14 protein-coding genes are annotated in these 16,059 nt (G+C 73.3%); 7 read left to right on the top strand and 7 right to left on the bottom strand.

Annotated features, from left to right (window positions below; translation table 11 throughout):
• The first annotated feature begins 28 nt into the window (after nt 1-28).
• Nucleotides 29-712, top strand: coding sequence for a uridine kinase (locus tag OHS33_RS08905; protein WP_330329834.1), 684 nt, complete (start codon nt 29-31; stop codon nt 710-712).
• A 57-nt stretch (nt 713-769) separates the two neighbouring features.
• Here the strand turns inward: OHS33_RS08905 and OHS33_RS08900 are convergent, their stop codons facing one another.
• Nucleotides 770-1,597, bottom strand: coding sequence for a DUF2182 domain-containing protein (locus OHS33_RS08900; RefSeq protein ID WP_330329833.1), 828 nt, complete (start codon nt 1,595-1,597; stop codon nt 770-772).
• Between the two features lie 127 nt (nt 1,598-1,724).
• On the opposite strand from OHS33_RS08900, the gene OHS33_RS08895 reads away from it, so the two are divergent.
• Entirely contained in the window at nt 1,725-2,375 is a 651-nt protein-coding gene (locus OHS33_RS08895) for a DUF1326 domain-containing protein (RefSeq protein WP_330329832.1), read from the top strand.
• Nucleotides 2,376-2,407: 32 nt separating this feature from the next.
• On the opposite strand, the gene OHS33_RS08890 is transcribed toward OHS33_RS08895, so the two are convergent.
• Together OHS33_RS08890 and OHS33_RS08885 are read right to left on the bottom strand one after the other, a co-directional pair.
• Entirely contained in the window at nt 2,408-3,337 is a 930-nt protein-coding gene (locus tag OHS33_RS08890; RefSeq protein WP_330329831.1) for a carbohydrate kinase family protein, read from the bottom strand.
• Between the two features lie 35 nt (nt 3,338-3,372).
• Nucleotides 3,373-4,296, bottom strand: a complete 924-nt coding sequence (locus OHS33_RS08885) for a pseudouridine-5'-phosphate glycosidase (protein ID WP_330329830.1) — start codon at nt 4,294-4,296, stop codon at nt 3,373-3,375.
• Between the two features lie 195 nt (nt 4,297-4,491).
• Here OHS33_RS08885 and OHS33_RS08880 point away from each other — a divergent pair, with 195 nt between their 5' ends.
• Nucleotides 4,492-4,887: a cupin domain-containing protein gene (locus tag OHS33_RS08880; protein ID WP_330329829.1), complete on the top strand. Its 396-nt coding sequence runs from the start codon at nt 4,492-4,494 to the stop codon at nt 4,885-4,887.
• Between the two features lie 52 nt (nt 4,888-4,939).
• Here the strand turns inward: OHS33_RS08880 and OHS33_RS08875 are convergent, their stop codons facing one another.
• The 3 genes from OHS33_RS08875 to OHS33_RS08865 form a co-directional block, all read right to left on the bottom strand.
• Nucleotides 4,940-6,235, bottom strand: coding sequence for an MFS transporter (locus tag OHS33_RS08875; RefSeq protein ID WP_443065426.1), 1,296 nt, complete (start codon nt 6,233-6,235; stop codon nt 4,940-4,942).
• 347 nt (nt 6,236-6,582) lie between these two features.
• Nucleotides 6,583-7,134 carry a methylated-DNA--[protein]-cysteine S-methyltransferase gene (locus OHS33_RS08870; RefSeq protein ID WP_330329827.1) on the bottom strand — a complete coding sequence of 184 codons (552 nt, stop codon included), beginning with the start codon at nt 7,132-7,134 and terminating at the stop codon, nt 6,583-6,585.
• Between the two features lie 66 nt (nt 7,135-7,200).
• Complete coding sequence (locus OHS33_RS08865; RefSeq protein ID WP_330329826.1) at nt 7,201-8,163, bottom strand: glycerophosphodiester phosphodiesterase; 963 nt, start codon at nt 8,161-8,163, stop codon at nt 7,201-7,203.
• Nucleotides 8,164-8,501: 338 nt separating this feature from the next.
• Between OHS33_RS08865 and uvrB the strand changes: the two genes are divergently transcribed.
• The 4 genes from uvrB (at nt 8,502) to OHS33_RS08845 (ending at nt 14,665) form a co-directional block, all read left to right on the top strand.
• Nucleotides 8,502-10,640: an excinuclease ABC subunit UvrB gene (gene uvrB / locus OHS33_RS08860; RefSeq protein ID WP_330329825.1), complete on the top strand. Its 2,139-nt coding sequence runs from the start codon at nt 8,502-8,504 to the stop codon at nt 10,638-10,640.
• An 83-nt stretch (nt 10,641-10,723) separates the two neighbouring features.
• Complete coding sequence (locus OHS33_RS08855) at nt 10,724-11,302, top strand: TerD family protein (RefSeq protein ID WP_330329824.1); 579 nt, start codon at nt 10,724-10,726, stop codon at nt 11,300-11,302.
• A gap of 68 nt (nt 11,303-11,370) precedes the next feature.
• Complete coding sequence (locus tag OHS33_RS08850; RefSeq protein WP_330329823.1) at nt 11,371-13,431, top strand: TerD family protein; 2,061 nt, start codon at nt 11,371-11,373, stop codon at nt 13,429-13,431.
• 238 nt (nt 13,432-13,669) lie between these two features.
• Entirely contained in the window at nt 13,670-14,665 is a 996-nt protein-coding gene (locus tag OHS33_RS08845; RefSeq protein ID WP_330329822.1) for a TerC/Alx family metal homeostasis membrane protein, read from the top strand.
• Between the two features lie 37 nt (nt 14,666-14,702).
• Here OHS33_RS08845 and OHS33_RS08840 read toward each other — a convergent pair whose 3' ends face one another.
• Nucleotides 14,703-16,019, bottom strand: coding sequence for an MFS transporter (locus OHS33_RS08840; RefSeq protein WP_330329821.1), 1,317 nt, complete (start codon nt 16,017-16,019; stop codon nt 14,703-14,705).
• Between the last annotated feature and the right edge of the window lie 40 nt (nt 16,020-16,059).

Raw genomic sequence — 16,059 nt, 5'->3', positions numbered from 1 at the left:
GCTACGGGCGACCACTGACAATGGGACCGTGCAGCTGGAAGCGATCACATGGGAGGGGATGGCCGAGCGGCTCGCGGGCCATCTCGACGACGCGCGGCAGGCGGCGGGCGGCGACATCGGCCGCAGTGCCGGCGGCGGCCCGGACTCCGGCGCGCCCTGGCTGCGGCTGGCCGTGGACGGCGCACCCGCCGCCGGTACCGGCACGCTCGCCGGGCACCTCGCGGACGCCCTGCGCCTGCGCGGCCGTTCGGTCCTCGTCGTGCCCACCGGCGGTTTCCTGCGGCCCGCCTCGCTGCGCTTCGAGTACGGCCGCCGGGACGTGGACGCGTACCTCGGCGGCTGGTACGACACGGCCGCCCTCTGGCGCGAAGTCGTCGGACCGCTGGACCCCGGCGGCAGCGGCCGGGTGCTGCCGGACCTGTGGGACCCGGTCACGGACCGCGCGACCCGCAGTCCCTACGTGACCCTGCCGCCGGGCGGGGTGGTGATCCTGCACGGACCGTTCCTGATGGGTCATTGGTTCCCCTTCGACCTCAGCGTCCACATCCGGCTCTCCGCCGGGGCACTGGCCCGCCGCACGCCGGAGGCCGAACGCTGGACCCTGCCCGCTTTCGCGCGCTACGACGCCGAGACGGATCCGGGGTCGGCCGCCGACGTCGTGGTCCGCGCCGACGACCCCCGCCACCCGGCCTGGACCGGCCTCCCGCACTGAGCCGCGCGAGGTGCCGTGCCGGGCGCCGTGACCTGGTGAACCTTCACGGTCAATGCGCTACGGGCGGAGCATCTCCGTCATGGGTGATTGCGGCGGGATCAGGCCCGGCAGCAGCCAGGGCTGGAAGAGGCTCAGGACCGCGAGAGCGAGGAAGGCGGCCCCGACGACCCGCGAGAACACGGGGCCCAGCCGCCAGAGCTTCTCCACGAAGATCACCACGGCCACCGCGGCCATCGCCAGGACGTTCATGACGCCCAGCGGGACGAGCACGACCATCAGTCCCCAGCAGCAGCCCACGCAGTACGCCCCGTGGTGCGCCCCGACCCGCAGATCGCGGGCCCGGGGCCGGAAGCCCGCGTAGCGCACGAGCTGGCCCATCGGGCTCCGGCAGTGCCGCAGGCAGAGGTCCTTCCAGCGGCCGAACTGGTACAGCCCGGCGACCAGGAAGGCCCCGGCGCCGACCCAGCGCCCGGCTCCCGGGTGCTGGTCCACCAGGGCCCCGGTCCCGGCGAGGAGCCCGTAGGCGATCAGGCCGAAGGCCGTCCAGGCCAGCAGGTACCCGCCGGCGAACTGGGCGGTACGAGCCACCCGCACGGCTCCCGTGGGCGACTGGCGCCCGATGGTCCGCGCCCAGGTGAGGGCCACCGGGGCCACCGACGGGAACATCATGGCGGTCATCATGACCAGCCACAGCAGCAGGAACAGCGGGACGCCCATGCCCATGGTTCCCGGCTCGACCCCCATGTCACGGGCCTGGTCGACCACCAGCACCCAGGCGAGGAGGGCGATCGACGCCATCACGGACCAGGCGAAGGCGAGCTGCCGGGCCGAGAGCAGATTCGCCGGACGCAGAGGGGGTGACAGGGCCTTCCGGTCGAGGCGCACACCTCCAGCACATCACGGCGGACGTGGGCGTGCGCGCGGGAACGCGTGTACGCGGAACGCACCACCTCCGGGTGACCCCCGCGGTGGGACAATCGGGATGGATGCCCGGTCACGAGGAGGCAGGGAGATGTCCGAGACGGCGACCATTCCCCGGTGGCACGCGGCGGGCGACTGGTTCGACACCTGCAAGTGCAACGTGCCCTGCCCCTGCTCGTTCGCACAGCTGCCCACCCACGGCGATTGCGACGGCATCCTGGCCTGGCACATCCGCGAGGGCCGTTACGGTGACGTGCGGCTGGACGGCCTGAACGTGCTGATGGTGGCCTCGTTCGTCGGCAACATCTGGGCCGAGCACACGGACGCGTACGCCGCGGTCTTCGTCGACGAGCGCGCCGACGACCCCCAGCGCGGGGCGCTTCAGATGATCTTCGGCGGGCAGGCAGGCAGCTGGCCCGCCGAGATGGTGGGCATGATGGGCGCCGAAATGCGCGGCATGGAGTTCGCCCCCATCGAGATCGAGGTCGCCGACGACCTCGCGAGCTGGCGAGCCGTCGTACCGGGCCGGGTCGAGGCGAGCGCGGTCGCGCTCACGGGGCCCACGACCCCGGAGGGCGCGCGCGTCCAGTCGACGAACCTGCCGGGTGCGGAGACCGGACCGGGCCAGGTCGCGACCTGGGGCCGCTCGACGGTGGACCGCGCCGATGCCCACGGCTTCCTCTGGAACCGCGAAGGCCGGTCCAGCAAGCACATCACCTTCGACTGGACCGGGCCCGAGTAGTACGACCGGTGCGAACGGTACGACGACAGGACCTACGGCCGTCCGCCCAGCCGGGTCACCGCGACCGCCCCCGCCCGGCAGCCCGCCCGCGCCGCCTCCACCGGGTCCGCGCCCGCGAGCCGGGCGGCCAGGAACCCGCCGGTGAACGCGTCGCCCGCGCCCGTGGAATCCACCGCCAGCGCGGGCTCCGCCGTGACCTCGGCGGTCACCCGGCCGCCCTCGGCGACCAGCGCCCCGGAGCACCCGCGGGTCACCACGACCAGCGGCACCCGCAGGCTCAGCTCGGCCGCCGCCCGCGCGGAAGGGGCCGGTCCGGGCAAACCGGCCAGCAGCCGCGCCTCGTCCTCGTTGGGCAGGAGCACATCGGCCCCGGCCACCGCGTCGAGGAAACGGTCCACCCCCAGCGCGGCCAGGAACCCCGCCGAGGCGGGGTCCACGCTCACCGCGATCCCGCGCTCGCGGGCCGAGCGCAGCGCGAGCCGGGCCAGCTCCCGGCTGGTGTCCCCGAAGAACAGGTAGCCGGACAGGTGCAGATGGGCCACGCCGTCCAGCAGGCCCGGGGTCCAGTCGGCCCGGGAGAGCCGCAGCACGGCCCCGCTGTCGGTCAGGAAGGTCCGCTCCGCGTCCTTGCCGACCAGCGCCACCACCGTCCCGGTGGGCTCGACCGGGTCGATCACCAGCAGCGGCCGCACCCCGGCGGCCCGCAGCGCGTGTTCGTGCCACTGCGCCGACTCCGCGCCGACCCGCGCGAGCAGCGCGACGTCGGCGGCGCCCTCGTGGGCCGCCCAGCAGGCCGCGTTGGCCCCCGCGCCGCCCGGCATCGTACGGATCCGGGCCGCCGTGTCGGTGGCCGGAGCCAGCGGTTCCAGGTGCACGGCCACCACGTCCGTGACCACGTCACCGACCACCAGCAGGCTCCCCGCGAATTCCGCGCCCGCCGCGCCGGCCGTGCCGGACCGCACGGCGGGCGCGGGTCCGGGTGTTCCCCCCGGCCCGGTCACCACGCCGCCCAGGCCGCCGCGATCCGCGCGCCGAGGCGCACGTTGCCGCGCACCGCCGCCAGATTGGCCTCCAGCGAGGCCCCGCCGGTCGCCCGCACCAGGAAGCCGAGCAGGAACGGGGTCACCGCCTGCCCGGTGATGCCGCGCTCCCGGCACTCCGCGAGGGCCTGGGCCAGGACCCGGTCGTGCAGGTCCGGATCCAGCTGCTCCGCCTCCGGTACCGGGTTGGCGACCAGCAGCGCGGATCCGGGCCCGCCCAGGGCGTCCTGAGCGGCCATCACCCCGGCCACCTCCTCCGGCCGGTGCACGGTCCAGTCGACGGGCTCGCCGGAACTGGTCAGGTAGAACCCGGGGAAACGATCCGTCCCGAAGCCCAGCACCCCCACCCCCAGGGTCTCCAGCCGCTGCAGCGTGGCCGGGACGTCCAGGACCGACTTCACCCCGGCGCACACCACCGTGATCCGGGTCCGTGCGAGCAGCGACAGGTCCGCCGACTCGTCCTGCGCCCGGGCCCAGTCTCGGTGTACGCCGCCCAGCCCGCCGGTGGCGAAGACCCGCAGCCCGGCCCGCGCGGCCAGGAAGGCGGTCGCCGAGACCGTCGTCGCCCCGGTGGCGCCCGCCGCCATCGCGGGGGCCAGGTCCCGGTGCCCGAGCTTGCGCACCCCGTCGCCGGTGGCGATCCGCTCCAGCTGCGCCTTGTCGAGCCCGGCGTGCGGCACCCCGTCGAGCACCGCGACGGTGGCCGGAACCGCGCCCTCCGACCGGACGATCTCCTCCAGTTCACCGCCCACCTGGAGGTTGCGGGGCCGGGGCAGGCCGTGCGCGAGGATCGTCGATTCGAGGGCGACGACCGGCCGCCGCTGCGCGAGCGCGTCGCGTACCTCTTCCGACAGGACCGGAACCGCTGAGTGCTGTGACATGTCCCCATCCATGGCACGGGATCCACGCCCCCAAACGCGCCCCCGGCGCAACTGTCCGAGATACGCGGGGTGCGCGGGGCGTGCGGGCCGGGCCAACGCCGTTGAGGGGCTGGACAGGGTGACTCGTCCGCCCCGCCGATCCTGGACGACCTGGTCACCGCGCGCGGCCGCCGGGCCGGGCTAGGGTTTCGCCGCATGAGCACCGAAGACCCCGCCGCGACGCCCGCTTCCGCTTCCGCCCCCGCCTCGTTCGCCGTGTCCGTGCCCGACGTACCGGACGCCGACCTGGAGACGGAGGAGCTCGACCCGGGCCAGATCGTCTCCGGTGACCCCGTCGTGACGGGCAAGGTGCTGTGGGAGTCCGAGGACGGCAAGCAGCTGCGGGGCATCTGGCAGATCACCCCCGGCGTGGTCACCGACACCGAGGCGAACGAGCTGTTCGTCGTCGTCAGCGGCCGGGCCACCATCGAGATCGAGGGCGGCGGGCGCCTGGAGGTGGGCCCCGGCACCGCCTGCGTGCTCCGGGAGGGCGACAAGACCACCTGGACCGTGCACGAGACGCTGCGCAAGGCCTACCACATCAGTCTCTGACGACCCCGGCCCAAGCCCCGGCCCAAGCCCCGGCCCAAGCCCCGGCCCCGGATCAGGCCCGGGGGGTGTCCGCGGGCACGGGGTGGCGGCGCGCGGTGAACAGGGCGAGCCCCGCCATCGGCAGCAGCAGCGCCGCCCCGACGGCGTTGAGCCAGCCGTAGCCCGCCTGCGAGACGATCAGCCCGGACAGCGCGCCGCCGACGCCCGCGCAGGTGTTCATGGTCAGGTCGGACAGGCCCTGCACGGCGGCCCGCGCGGCCTGCGGCACCGAGTCCGTCAGCAGTGCCGAACCGGAGACCAGCCCGGCCGACCAGCCCAGCCCCAGCAGGAACAGGCCCGCCGCGGTCTGCGCGTGGTTCGCCCCGGCGGTGCCCGCGAGCAGTGCGGCGATCGAGAGCAGCCCGGCCGCCAGGCCGATCACGGACAGCCGGCCGAGCCGGTCCGCGAGCCAGCCCATCACCGGCGAGAAGGCGAACATCCCGGCGATGTGGCCGCTGATCACCAGACCGATGAGCTGGAGGCCCGCGCCGTGGTGCCCCAGGTCGACCGGGGTCATCACCATGATCGAGACCATGGCGGTGTGCGTGACGGCGACCGTCACCAGGGCGAGCCGGGCCCGCGGGGAGGCCCGTACGGCGGCGAACCCGGCCCGCAGCGAGCGGCCCCCGGCCGCCTGCTCGGCCGGACCGGCCAGGGCCCGGGCGGTCAGCAGCGGATCCGGCCGCAGGAGTACGCCGATCAGCAGCGCGGTGAGCAGGAAGATCACGGCGGCCCACAGGAACGGGCCCGCCTTCTCGGGTATGGACGTCCCCGCGAAGCTCCGGCTGGCCGGGGCCGAGAGGTTGGGTCCCAGGACCGCGCCGATGGTCGTGGCCCACACCACCGTCGAGATGGCCCGGGCCCGCCGGTCGGGGGCCGCCAGGTCGGCCGCGGCGAACCGGCACTGGAGGTTGGCGGAGGAGGCGGCGCCGAAGGCGGCCATGCCGAGCAGCAGCAGCGGGAAGTTCCCCAGCACGGCGGCCAGCACCACCAGGACCGCGCCGCCCGCACCGATCAGATAGGCCAGGACCAGCCCCGGGCGGCGCCCGCGCGCGGTCATCAGCGCCGCGAGCGGCAGCGAGACCAGGGCGGTCCCCACGACGGAGGCGGTCGAGGCCAGCCCCGACATGGCTTCGGTACCGCTGACCTCGGTGGCCAGCACCGGGGCCAGCGCGATGCTGATCGGTATGCCGAGCCCGCCCAGGATCTGGCTGGCTATGAGCACGCCGGAGGTGCGCCTGCGCAGCCCGGGCAGGTCGGCTTCGGTCACGGCCCGGACATCCCGGGGCGTCCGGGCCGTGCCGGCCACCGGATCCGGTCGACGGGGCCCGCCGGGCTCCACGGGTCCGGCGGACCGGTCCGTACCGCCGTGCGGGGCGGTCACGACGTACACCCCCGTTCCGGCGGACCGGAGCGGACGGGCCGTGCGGGGCGGGGAACGGCGGGCGGGGCCGCGGCAGCAGTCACCGGCGCAGTGTCGCACCGCCCGCCCCGCGGGGGAACCGGATAGTTCCTGGTCAGCCGCAGCGGACCGGCGGGTCCGCCCTCCGGGGGCGCCTCAAACTCCCCCAGCTACCGCTGGGAGGTGCCCCCGGGCGAGGCTGAATTGGCCCCCTCGGCGGCACATCCCTAGCCCCGCCGGACCGGTGGCTCCGGTCAGAACAGCGGCTCCGGGAGGACGCCCTCCAGGGACAGCAGGGTCCGCTTGGTCTCCACCCCGCCGCCGAAGCCGCCGATCCCGCCGCCGTTCTCCACGACCCGGTGGCAGGCCACGACCAGCGGCAGCGGATTGGAACCCATTGCCGCGCCCACGGCCTGGGCCGCGCCGGGCCGGCCGACCCGGGCGGCCAGCTCCCCGTACCCGATGACCGACCCGTACGGCACGGACCGGTCCAGCTCCTGGAGCACCTGGCGGTTGAAGCCGGAGCTGAGGCGCCAGTCCAGCGGCAGCTCGAAGCGCCGCAGGTCACCCGCGAAGTAGGCGGCGAGCTGGCGTATGGGCTCGGCCAGCAGCACCTCTTCGCCCGGGGCGGGGCGGACGGCCGCCGCGCCGAGCCGGGCGATCAGCGGCCCGGCCGTCTCCGGCGACGCATGGAAGGCGACCTTCACCAGACCCTCGGGGGTCGCGGCAAGGAGGAGCGGACCGATGGCGCTCGCGACCACGGTCCATTCGAGGTGCGGCCCCCGGGGCCGCTCGGTGCTGTCCACCCGACCACCGTACGGCGCCCCACCGACAATGCCCCCGGACCCGGGATCCGGGGGCATCGCCGCCGGTCAGTACCCGTACACCGTCCGCCGGACCACGTCGGGGGCGTTGGTGATGATGCCGTCCACGCCCATCTCCACGACCCGCCGGGTCGTCTCCGGGTCGTCCACGATCCAGGTGTCCACCTCCATGGGCCGCCCGTGCGGACCCCGGAGGGCGTGCACGTCGGCCACCCACTCGGCCGAGATCTCCCGGAACCACGGGTTGATCCGGTCGGAGAACGCGGCGTACCGCTCCAGGTCTTCCTCCGGTGGCGCGCCGAGGAAGGCCGTCACCACGTCCGGCCGGAGCTTGTGGACCAGGGCCACGGAGTCGGCGCTGAAGCTCTGGACGACGAGGCGGGAGGCGACGTGCCGCTGGTCGAGCCAGCCGGTCCGGTCGAGGAGGTCCAGGATCTGGCGCTCGATCCCGGGGTACAGCTCCGGCTTCTTGACCTCCAGCAGCAGGCGGCCCTGGTTGCGTTCCACCCGGTCCATGTACTGCCGCAGGGTCGGGATCCGCGCGCCCGCGAACTCGGGACGGAACCAGCTGCCCGCGTCGAGCCGGGCGATCTCCGCCGCCGTGAAGTCCTTCACCCGCCAGGGGCTGCGGTTCGGGAAGACCTTCCGGACGTCGGTGGTCCGCTTGAGGGTGTCGTCGTGGACCACGACGAGGACGCCGTCCTTGGTGCGCTGGACGTCGTTCTCCACCCAGTCGATGCCGAGGTGGGCCGCGAGGTCGATGGAGGCCAGCGTGTTCTCCGGGGCGTACGCCGAGGCCCCCCGGTGCGCGTACACGACGGGCAGCCCGAGCAGCCCGGTCAGCGGCCCCGCCTTCGGCCCGGCGAGGGGCGCCGGGGCCCGCACCGCGGCCGGTACGGCCTTCGGACCGGCCGCCCGGTGGGACGGCGCGGTGGCGGAGGCCGGCCCGGCCAGCGCGGAGAGGGTGATGCCCAGCACGGCGGCAGCCGCGGCAACGGTTCGGACGTACATGTGCGGTCTCCTCGGGTCACGGGTCAGTCGCGGGTCACAGGTCATGAACACGAGCGGAGGAGGGGGCGCGGGCGGCGGTCATGGGCTGGATCCCGCCCCTCTTGGCGTATTTGACGGTCTGTCGCGGAATGTGACGGTCTTATCGCGATGATGCCGTTCACGATCAGGACGTCGCCACCGAACTACGACAAACGGACCACTGTCACCCTGTGTCCCGGGGCGTCACCGACGCGTGTCACGCCCGGTCGCGGCCCCTCCGCGTCCCTGCCGCGTCCCCATCGGCGGCCCGCGGGGCGCGCGGATGCGTGAGTGTCAGTGGGGGGCCGTACGGTTGACTCATGCGGCCCGTATCGAAGATCGAACGCACGGTGGCGCCTTTCGAGGTCGTCAGTCCCTACCAGCCCAGCGGCGACCAGCCGGCGGCCATCGCCGAGCTGGAGAAGCGCATCCGCGCGGGTGAGAAGGACGTCGTCCTGCTGGGCGCGACCGGCACCGGAAAGTCGGCCACCACGGCCTGGATGATCGAGAAGCTCCAGCGTCCGACGCTGGTCATGGCACCGAACAAGACGCTGGCCGCCCAGCTGGCGAACGAGTTCCGGGAACTGCTGCCGAACAATGCCGTCGAGTACTTCGTCTCGTACTACGACTACTACCAGCCCGAGGCGTACGTCCCGCAGTCGGACACCTACATCGAGAAGGACTCCTCCATCAACGAGGAGGTCGAGCGGCTGCGCCACTCCGCGACCAACTCGCTGCTGACCCGCCGCGACGTGATCGTCGTCGCGTCGGTCTCCTGCATCTACGGCCTCGGTACCCCGCAGGAGTACGTCGACCGGATGGTCTCCCTCAAGGTCGGCGAGGAATTCGACCGGGACCAGCTGCTGCGCCGCTTCGTCGACATCCAGTACACCCGCAATGACGTCGCCTTCACCCGCGGCACCTTCCGGGTGCGCGGCGACACCATCGAGATCTTCCCGGTGTACGAGGAACTCGCGGTCCGCATCGAGATGTTCGGCGACGAGATCGAGGCCCTCTCCACCCTGCACCCGCTGACGGGCGAGGTCATCAGCGAGGACCGCGAGCTGTACGTGTTCCCCGCGAGCCACTACGTCGCCGGGCCCGAGCGCATGGAGAAGGCGGTCGCGGGCATCGAGGCGGAGCTGACCGCGCGCCTCGCGGAGCTGGAGAAGCAGGGCAAGATGCTGGAGGCCCAGCGCCTGCGCATGCGCACCACCTACGACCTCGAAATGATGCGGCAGATCGGTTCCTGCTCCGGCATCGAGAACTACTCGCTGCACATGGACGACCGCGAGCGCGGCTCCGCGCCCAACACCCTCATCGACTACTTCCCCGAGGACTTCCTCCTCGTCATCGACGAGTCGCACGTCACCGTGCCCCAGATCGGCGCGATGTACGAGGGCGATGCCTCGCGCAAGCGGACCCTGGTCGACCACGGCTTCCGGCTGCCCTCCGCGCTGGACAACCGCCCGCTGAAGTGGGAGGAGTTCCAGGAGCGGATCGGCCAGACCGTCTACCTGTCGGCCACCCCGGGGAAGTACGAGCTGTCGCGCGGCGACGGCTTCGTCGAGCAGGTCATCCGCCCCACCGGGCTCATCGACCCCGAGGTCGTCGTCAAGCCCACCGAGGGTCAGATCGACGATCTGGTGCACGAGATCCGCCAGCGCGTCGAGAAGGACGAGCGGGTCCTGGTCACCACCCTCACCAAGAAGATGGCCGAAGACCTCACGGACTACTTCCTGGAGCTCGGCATCCAGGTCCGCTACCTGCACAGCGACGTGGACACGCTGCGCCGGATCGAGCTGCTGCGCGAGCTGCGGGCCGGCGAGTACGACGTCCTGGTCGGCATCAACCTGCTGCGCGAGGGCCTGGACCTGCCCGAGGTGTCGCTGGTGGCGATCCTCGACGCCGACAAGCAGGGCTTCCTGCGCTCCGGCACCTCGCTGATCCAGACCATCGGCCGCGCGGCGCGCAACGTCTCCGGCCAGGTCCACATGTACGCGGACAGCATCACCCCGGCGATGGCGCAGGCGATCGACGAGACCAACCGCCGCCGGGAGAAGCAGGTCGCCTACAACACCGCCAACGGGATCGACCCGCAGCCGCTGCGCAAGAAGATCAACGACATCGTCGCCACCATCGCCCGCGAGGAGCTCGACACCGAGGAGCTGCTCGGCACCGGCTACCGCCAGCAGAAGGGCGGCAAGGACGCGAAGGCTCCCGTGCCCGCGCTGGGCGGCCGGGCGGCCAAGGGCGGCAAGGGCGCGAAGGGCGGCGCCAAGGCCGAGGTGCTGACCGACCGGCCCGCGGCCGAACTGGCCTCGCTGATCGAGCAGATGACGGAGCGGATGCGGGCGGCCGCGGCCGAGCTGCAGTTCGAGGTCGCGGCCCGGATCCGGGACGAGGTCGGGGAACTGAAGAAGGAGCTGCGGCAGATGAAGGAAGCGGGCCTCGCCTGAGCCGGGGCCGGTCAGTAGTGTTCGGGCGTGGAACAGCCACAGGTACTCGCTGCCTGGGGGTGGCTATGGAGAGGGGACAGCGCGTGACGGTCAACATGACCAAGGGTCAGGCCATCAGTCTGCAGAAGTCGGACGGAGGCACGCTGACCGCGGTCCGCATGGGCCTCGGCTGGCAGGCGGCCAAGCGCCGCGGCCTGTTCGGCGGCCGTACCAGGGAGATCGACCTGGACGCCTCGGCGGTGTTGTTCGCCGGCAAGGAGCCCGTGGACGTGGTCTTCTTCCGGCACCTGCAGAGCGATGACGGTTCGGTCCGGCACACCGGTGACAACCTGGTCGGCGGCGCCGGTCAGGGCGGGGACGACGAGTCGATCCTCGTCGACCTCCAGCGCGTGCCGGTGCACATCGACCAGATCGTCTTCACGGTGAACTCGTTCACCGGACAGACCTTCCAGGAGGTGCAGAACGCCTTCTGCCGCATCGTCGACGAGACCAACGGGCAGGAACTGGCCCGCTACACGCTCGACGGCGGCGGCCAGTACACCGCGCAGGTCATGGCGAAGGTGCACCGCGCGGGCACCGGCTGGAAGATGACGGCCCTGGGCAACCCGGCCAACGGCCGGACCTTCCAGGACCTGATGCCGGCGATCCTGCCGCACCTGTAGGCACACGGCGGGCCGGGGGTCGCGGCCCGCGCACAAGAGAACACGTACGACGGGGGAGGGGCTGCACGATGACGGCCGAACTGGTCCGGGGGCAGAACCACCCCCTGTCCCGGCACCGGGTGGAGATCAGGGTCTCGGCGGGCACACCCGTGCTCGCCGGGGCCGCGCTGGGCGACGACCAGGGGCGGCTGCCAGGCCCCGGGTCCCTGGCCCATCCGGGGTCGCCGCGGGTGCCCGGCCTGGAGGTGCCCGTGGCGACCGCCGCGCGGCACGCCTTCCCGGTCGACCTGGACGCGGTGCCCGCCGCCGTGCACCGGGTCGCGGTCGTGCTGGCGCTGCCGCCGGGCGGCCCGCTCCGGTTCGGCGCGGTCGCCGCTCCGTACGTCGCCGTCGCCGACCCCGGCGGCGCCGAGCTGGCCGGGTTCACCCTGACCGGGCTGGACGCGGAGACGGCCGTCGTCGCGGTCGAGCTGTACCGCCGCCAGGGCGCCTGGAAGGTCCGCGCGGTCGGCCAGGGGTACGCCGACGGGCTCCCCGGCCTCCTCGCCGACCACGGCCTGAGCGTCCCGGCCGCCGCGGAGCTGGCCGCCGGGGCCCACGCGGCCGCCCACGGCTCCGCCCCGGCACCGGGGACCGCCCCGGCACAGGACCCCGCTCCCGCCGACGCGGTTCCGGTGGACGCGGCGCCCGCCGATGCCGTCCCGGCCCCGGGCTCGCCGTACTCCGCCTCCCCCTCCGCCTCTGCCGCGCCGGGGACCGGGCCCGTACCCCTGGCGCCGCCCGTGGCGTCCGGCACCCCGACCCCGCCGGGCACCCCGGTCGTACCGCAGGCGCCGGTCCCCGGGCCGGTGCCCCCGTCGCCGCCCGCTGACCCCGGGCCCGGGGCCGGAGCGGACGGTCCGCCCACCATCAGCTACGCCCACCCGCGCCGGGGCCGCACCGATGCGCCTCCGCCGCCCCCGCCGCAGGCCCCGCCCGCGCTGCCCGGCGAACCGCCCCGCCCGGTCGCCGGTGACGCCACCGGCTGGTCCATGGACGAGCGGCTCTACAACCAGGTCTGGGGCATGTTCGAGGACCTGGCCCGCTCGGTCTCCGCCTACCGCAGTGCGGCCGACTTCGCCGAGTCCCGGATGGACCGCGAGCTGGACGAGGCCCTCGCCGACCCCCGGAACCGACTCGGTGGCTCCGGCGACGGCGCCCGCGAGCGCGCCAGGGCCCGCCGCGACGACCTCGTCGGCCAGGCCCGGGCCGTGCTCGACCGTGACCTCGCCCAGCTCATGGCCGAGGTGGAGGTGGTCGAGCCCGCGCTTCCCGCCGCCTTCGCCCGCTGGGACAACCCCGTCTGGCACGCCCACCGGATCCCCGCCGAGGCCCCGCTGGCCCTGCGCCTGGGCGATCTGCACCTGCCCGAGGCCCCGGGCCTGCGCATCCCCATGCTGGTGCGGTTCCCGCTGGAGCGCGGCCTGTGGATCGACAACGGCCGTACGGGCTCCGAGGCGGCGATGATGGCGGACACCGCCCCGCTGCGCCGGGCCGCCCTGGACATGGCCGTCGCGCACGCCGTGCGGCTGCTCGCCGTGCACCCCGCGGGCCGGTTCTCGGTGCACGTCATCGACGCCGCCGGGGCCGGGGCCGACGCGCTGGCCCCGCTCGTGCGCGCGGGCGTCCTCGCGGCGCCGCCCGCCGCCGGGGCCGCGGGGGTCACCGCGACCCTCGCGGGACTGACCCGCCGGGTGGACCTCGTACAGATGGCGGTGCGGGCGGGCGCGCCCGAGGACCTGCCGCCGGACCTGGACACCGCCGAGCAGCTGCTGATCGTCCATGACTTCCCGCACGGCTTCGACGACCGGGCCGTCACGCAGTTGCGGTACCTGGCCGACGAGGGCCCGGCGGTCGGCGTCCACCTGCTGATGGTGGCGGACCGTGACGAGGCGTCGGCCTACGGACCGCTGCTGGACCCGCTGTGGCGCTCGCTGATGCGGCTGTCGCCCGTTCCGGACGACCATCTCGCCGATCCGTGGGTCGGTCATGCCTGGACCTTCGAAGCGGCCTTCCCGCCGCCCGGCAGCCGGGTGCTGGACCAGGCGCTGGACCGGATCGCGGAGGGCCGCCGGATGGGCAACGCCTGACCTTCTTTTGGCCTTCCCTTTACCTTGTGTGGTTGACACGGGTACCCTGGTGAACGCGGAGGGGAGTATTCCTGCTTTCCTGCTACGGCGTACCCGTCAATACGGACCACTTCGTTCACATGAACGCGGTCGGTCCCGGGGCGTCGGCCCACGGCCTCCAGGCCGCCCGGGTGGAAGAGACCTCCGGCAGCGATGACGCTGACGAAGTGCTGAGCCATCCGCCGGAGGCGTGTTCGACGTGGACGTTTCGTGGACTCTCTGGGTGCTGACCATTCTCGGTCTGGGCATCCTCATCGGAGCCGATTTCTTCATCGGCCGTAAACCGCACGACGTATCGATCAAGGAAGCGGGCACCTGGACGGTCGTCTGGGTCGCCCTCGCCGCGCTCTTCGGCCTCGGCCTGCTGTTCTTCGGCAACGGCCAGGCCTCGCAGGAGTTCTTCGCGGGCTTCATCACCGAGAAATCGCTGAGCGTCGACAACCTCTTCGTCTTCGTCCTGATCATGGCGAAGTTCTCGGTGCCCTCCCACCTCCAGCAGCGGGTGCTGCTCGTGGGCGTCCTGATCGCCCTGGTGCTGCGCGCGATCTTCATCGCGGCCGGCGCCGCGATCATCACCAGCTTCTCCTGGGTCTTCTACATCTTCGGCGCGTTCCTGATCTACACCGCGTGGAAGCTCATCCAGGAAGCCCGCAAGGACGAGGAAGAAGAGGAATTCGAGGAGAACCGTCTCCTCAAGTCCGTCGAGAAGAAGTTCGGCGTCGCCGACCGCTACCACGGCACCAAGCTCTTCATCCGGAACAACGGCAAGCGCGTCCTGACGCCGCTCATGGTCGTCATGCTCGCCATCGGCACCACGGACATCCTCTTCGCCCTGGACTCCATCCCCGCGATCTTCGGCCTGACCCAGGACCCGTACATCGTCTTCACGGCCAACGCCTTCGCCCTCATGGGCCTGCGCCAGCTGTACTTCCTCATCGGCGGGCTGCTCAAGAAGCTGGTCCACCTCAGCTACGGCCTGTCGGTCATCCTGGGCTTCATCGGCGTCAAGCTCGTGCTGCACGCCCTGCACGAGTCCGGCGTGCACGTCCCGCAGATCTCCATCCCGGTCTCGCTCGGGGTCATCTGCGGCGTCCTGGTGATCACCACGATCACCAGCCTGATGGCCTCGAAGAAGCAGGCGGCGGCCGAAGCCGCCGCCCGTGAGGCCGAGCCGCAGGACCGCATCGGGGCCTGAGGCGCCGGGGATCCGCCGGATCCCCGGGGAGATCCGCTCAGGCGGGGGCGGCCGCTTCGGCCGCCCCCGCCGTGCGTGCGGCGAGCACCGGATTCGTCTCCGGCAGCAGGGCGAAGCAGGCCAGGCTGACCAGGGCGATCCCGGTCAGGTACGCGCCCACGCCCCAGGGCGGCCCCGAGCCGTCGGCCAGCGCCGTCGCCACGACCGGGGTCAGCGCCCCGCCGAGCACCCCGCCCAGGTTGTAGCCGACGGCCGCCCCCGTGCACCGCACGCGCGGCGGGTACAGCTCCGGCAGGTACGCGCCCACCACGGCGAACATCGTCACCATGCCCAGCAGCGCGCCCAGGCAGCCCAGGGTCATCAGCAGGGGATCGGCGGTCCGCAGCAGGGCCACGAACGGGAACATCCACACCGCGCAGAGCGCGCTCCCGGCCAGGCAGAGCGGCCGCCGCCCGTACCGGTCGCCCAGCACCGCGATCAGCGGGGTGAGCGAGCCCTTGATCGCGACGGCCACCATGACGCAGGCGAGCATGACGCTGCGGCCGACCCCCAGGTGCTCGGTCGCGTAGGCCAGGGACCAGGTGGTCACGGCGTAGAAGACGGCGTAGCCGACGGCGAGCGCGCCGCCGGTGAGCAGGAGCAGCCGCCAGTGTCCGCGGAAGACCTCGGCGACCGGCGCGGTCGCCCGCCGGCCATCGGCGGCCAGCCTGCGGAACTCCGGGGTCTCCTCGACCGATCGGCGCAGCCACAGGCCCGACAGGGCGAGCAGACCGGCCGCCCAGAAGGGCACCCGCCAGCCCCAGGACGTGAACTGGCCGTCGGTGAGCGTCGCCGACAGCCCCAGCATCAGCCCGTTCGCCAGCAGGAACCCGACGGCCGGGCCCATCTGCGGGAAGCTCGACCAGAGCCCGCGCCGGTTCTCCGGGGCGTGCTCGGCGGTCAGGAGCACCGCCCCGCCCCACTCGCCGCCGAGGCCGAGGCCCTGGAGGAAGCGCAGCAGGAGCAGCAGCAGCGGGGCGCCGACGCCGATCGAGGAGTACGCCGGTACGCAGCCCACCGCCACCGTGGCCAGCCCGGTCAGCAGCAGGGACGCGAGCAGCACCGGCCGCCGGCCGTACCGGTCGCCGATGTGGCCGAAGAGCACGGAGCCGAGGGGGCGGGCGAGGAAGCCGATGCCGAAGGTGCCGAAGGCCGCGAGGGTTCCGGCCAGGTGCGAGAACGTGGGGAAGAAGAGGGGGCCGAGGACCAGGGCCGCGGCGGTTCCGTAGACGAAGAAGTCGTAGAACTCGATGGCGGTGCCGATGAGCGAGGCCGAGGCGAGGCGCAGCATCGAGGGGGAGCGATCTTGGTGCATGGTGCAGCAATTACCCCGGGCCGCCGGGCCGGGGAAGCGG

The sequence above is a fragment of the Streptomyces sp. NBC_00536 genome (assembly GCF_036346295.1).
Classification (GTDB): Bacteria; Actinomycetota; Actinomycetes; order Streptomycetales; family Streptomycetaceae; genus Streptomyces.
The sequence above is the reverse complement of the archived record's forward strand: the minus strand, read 5'-3'. Positions and strand labels throughout refer to the sequence as shown.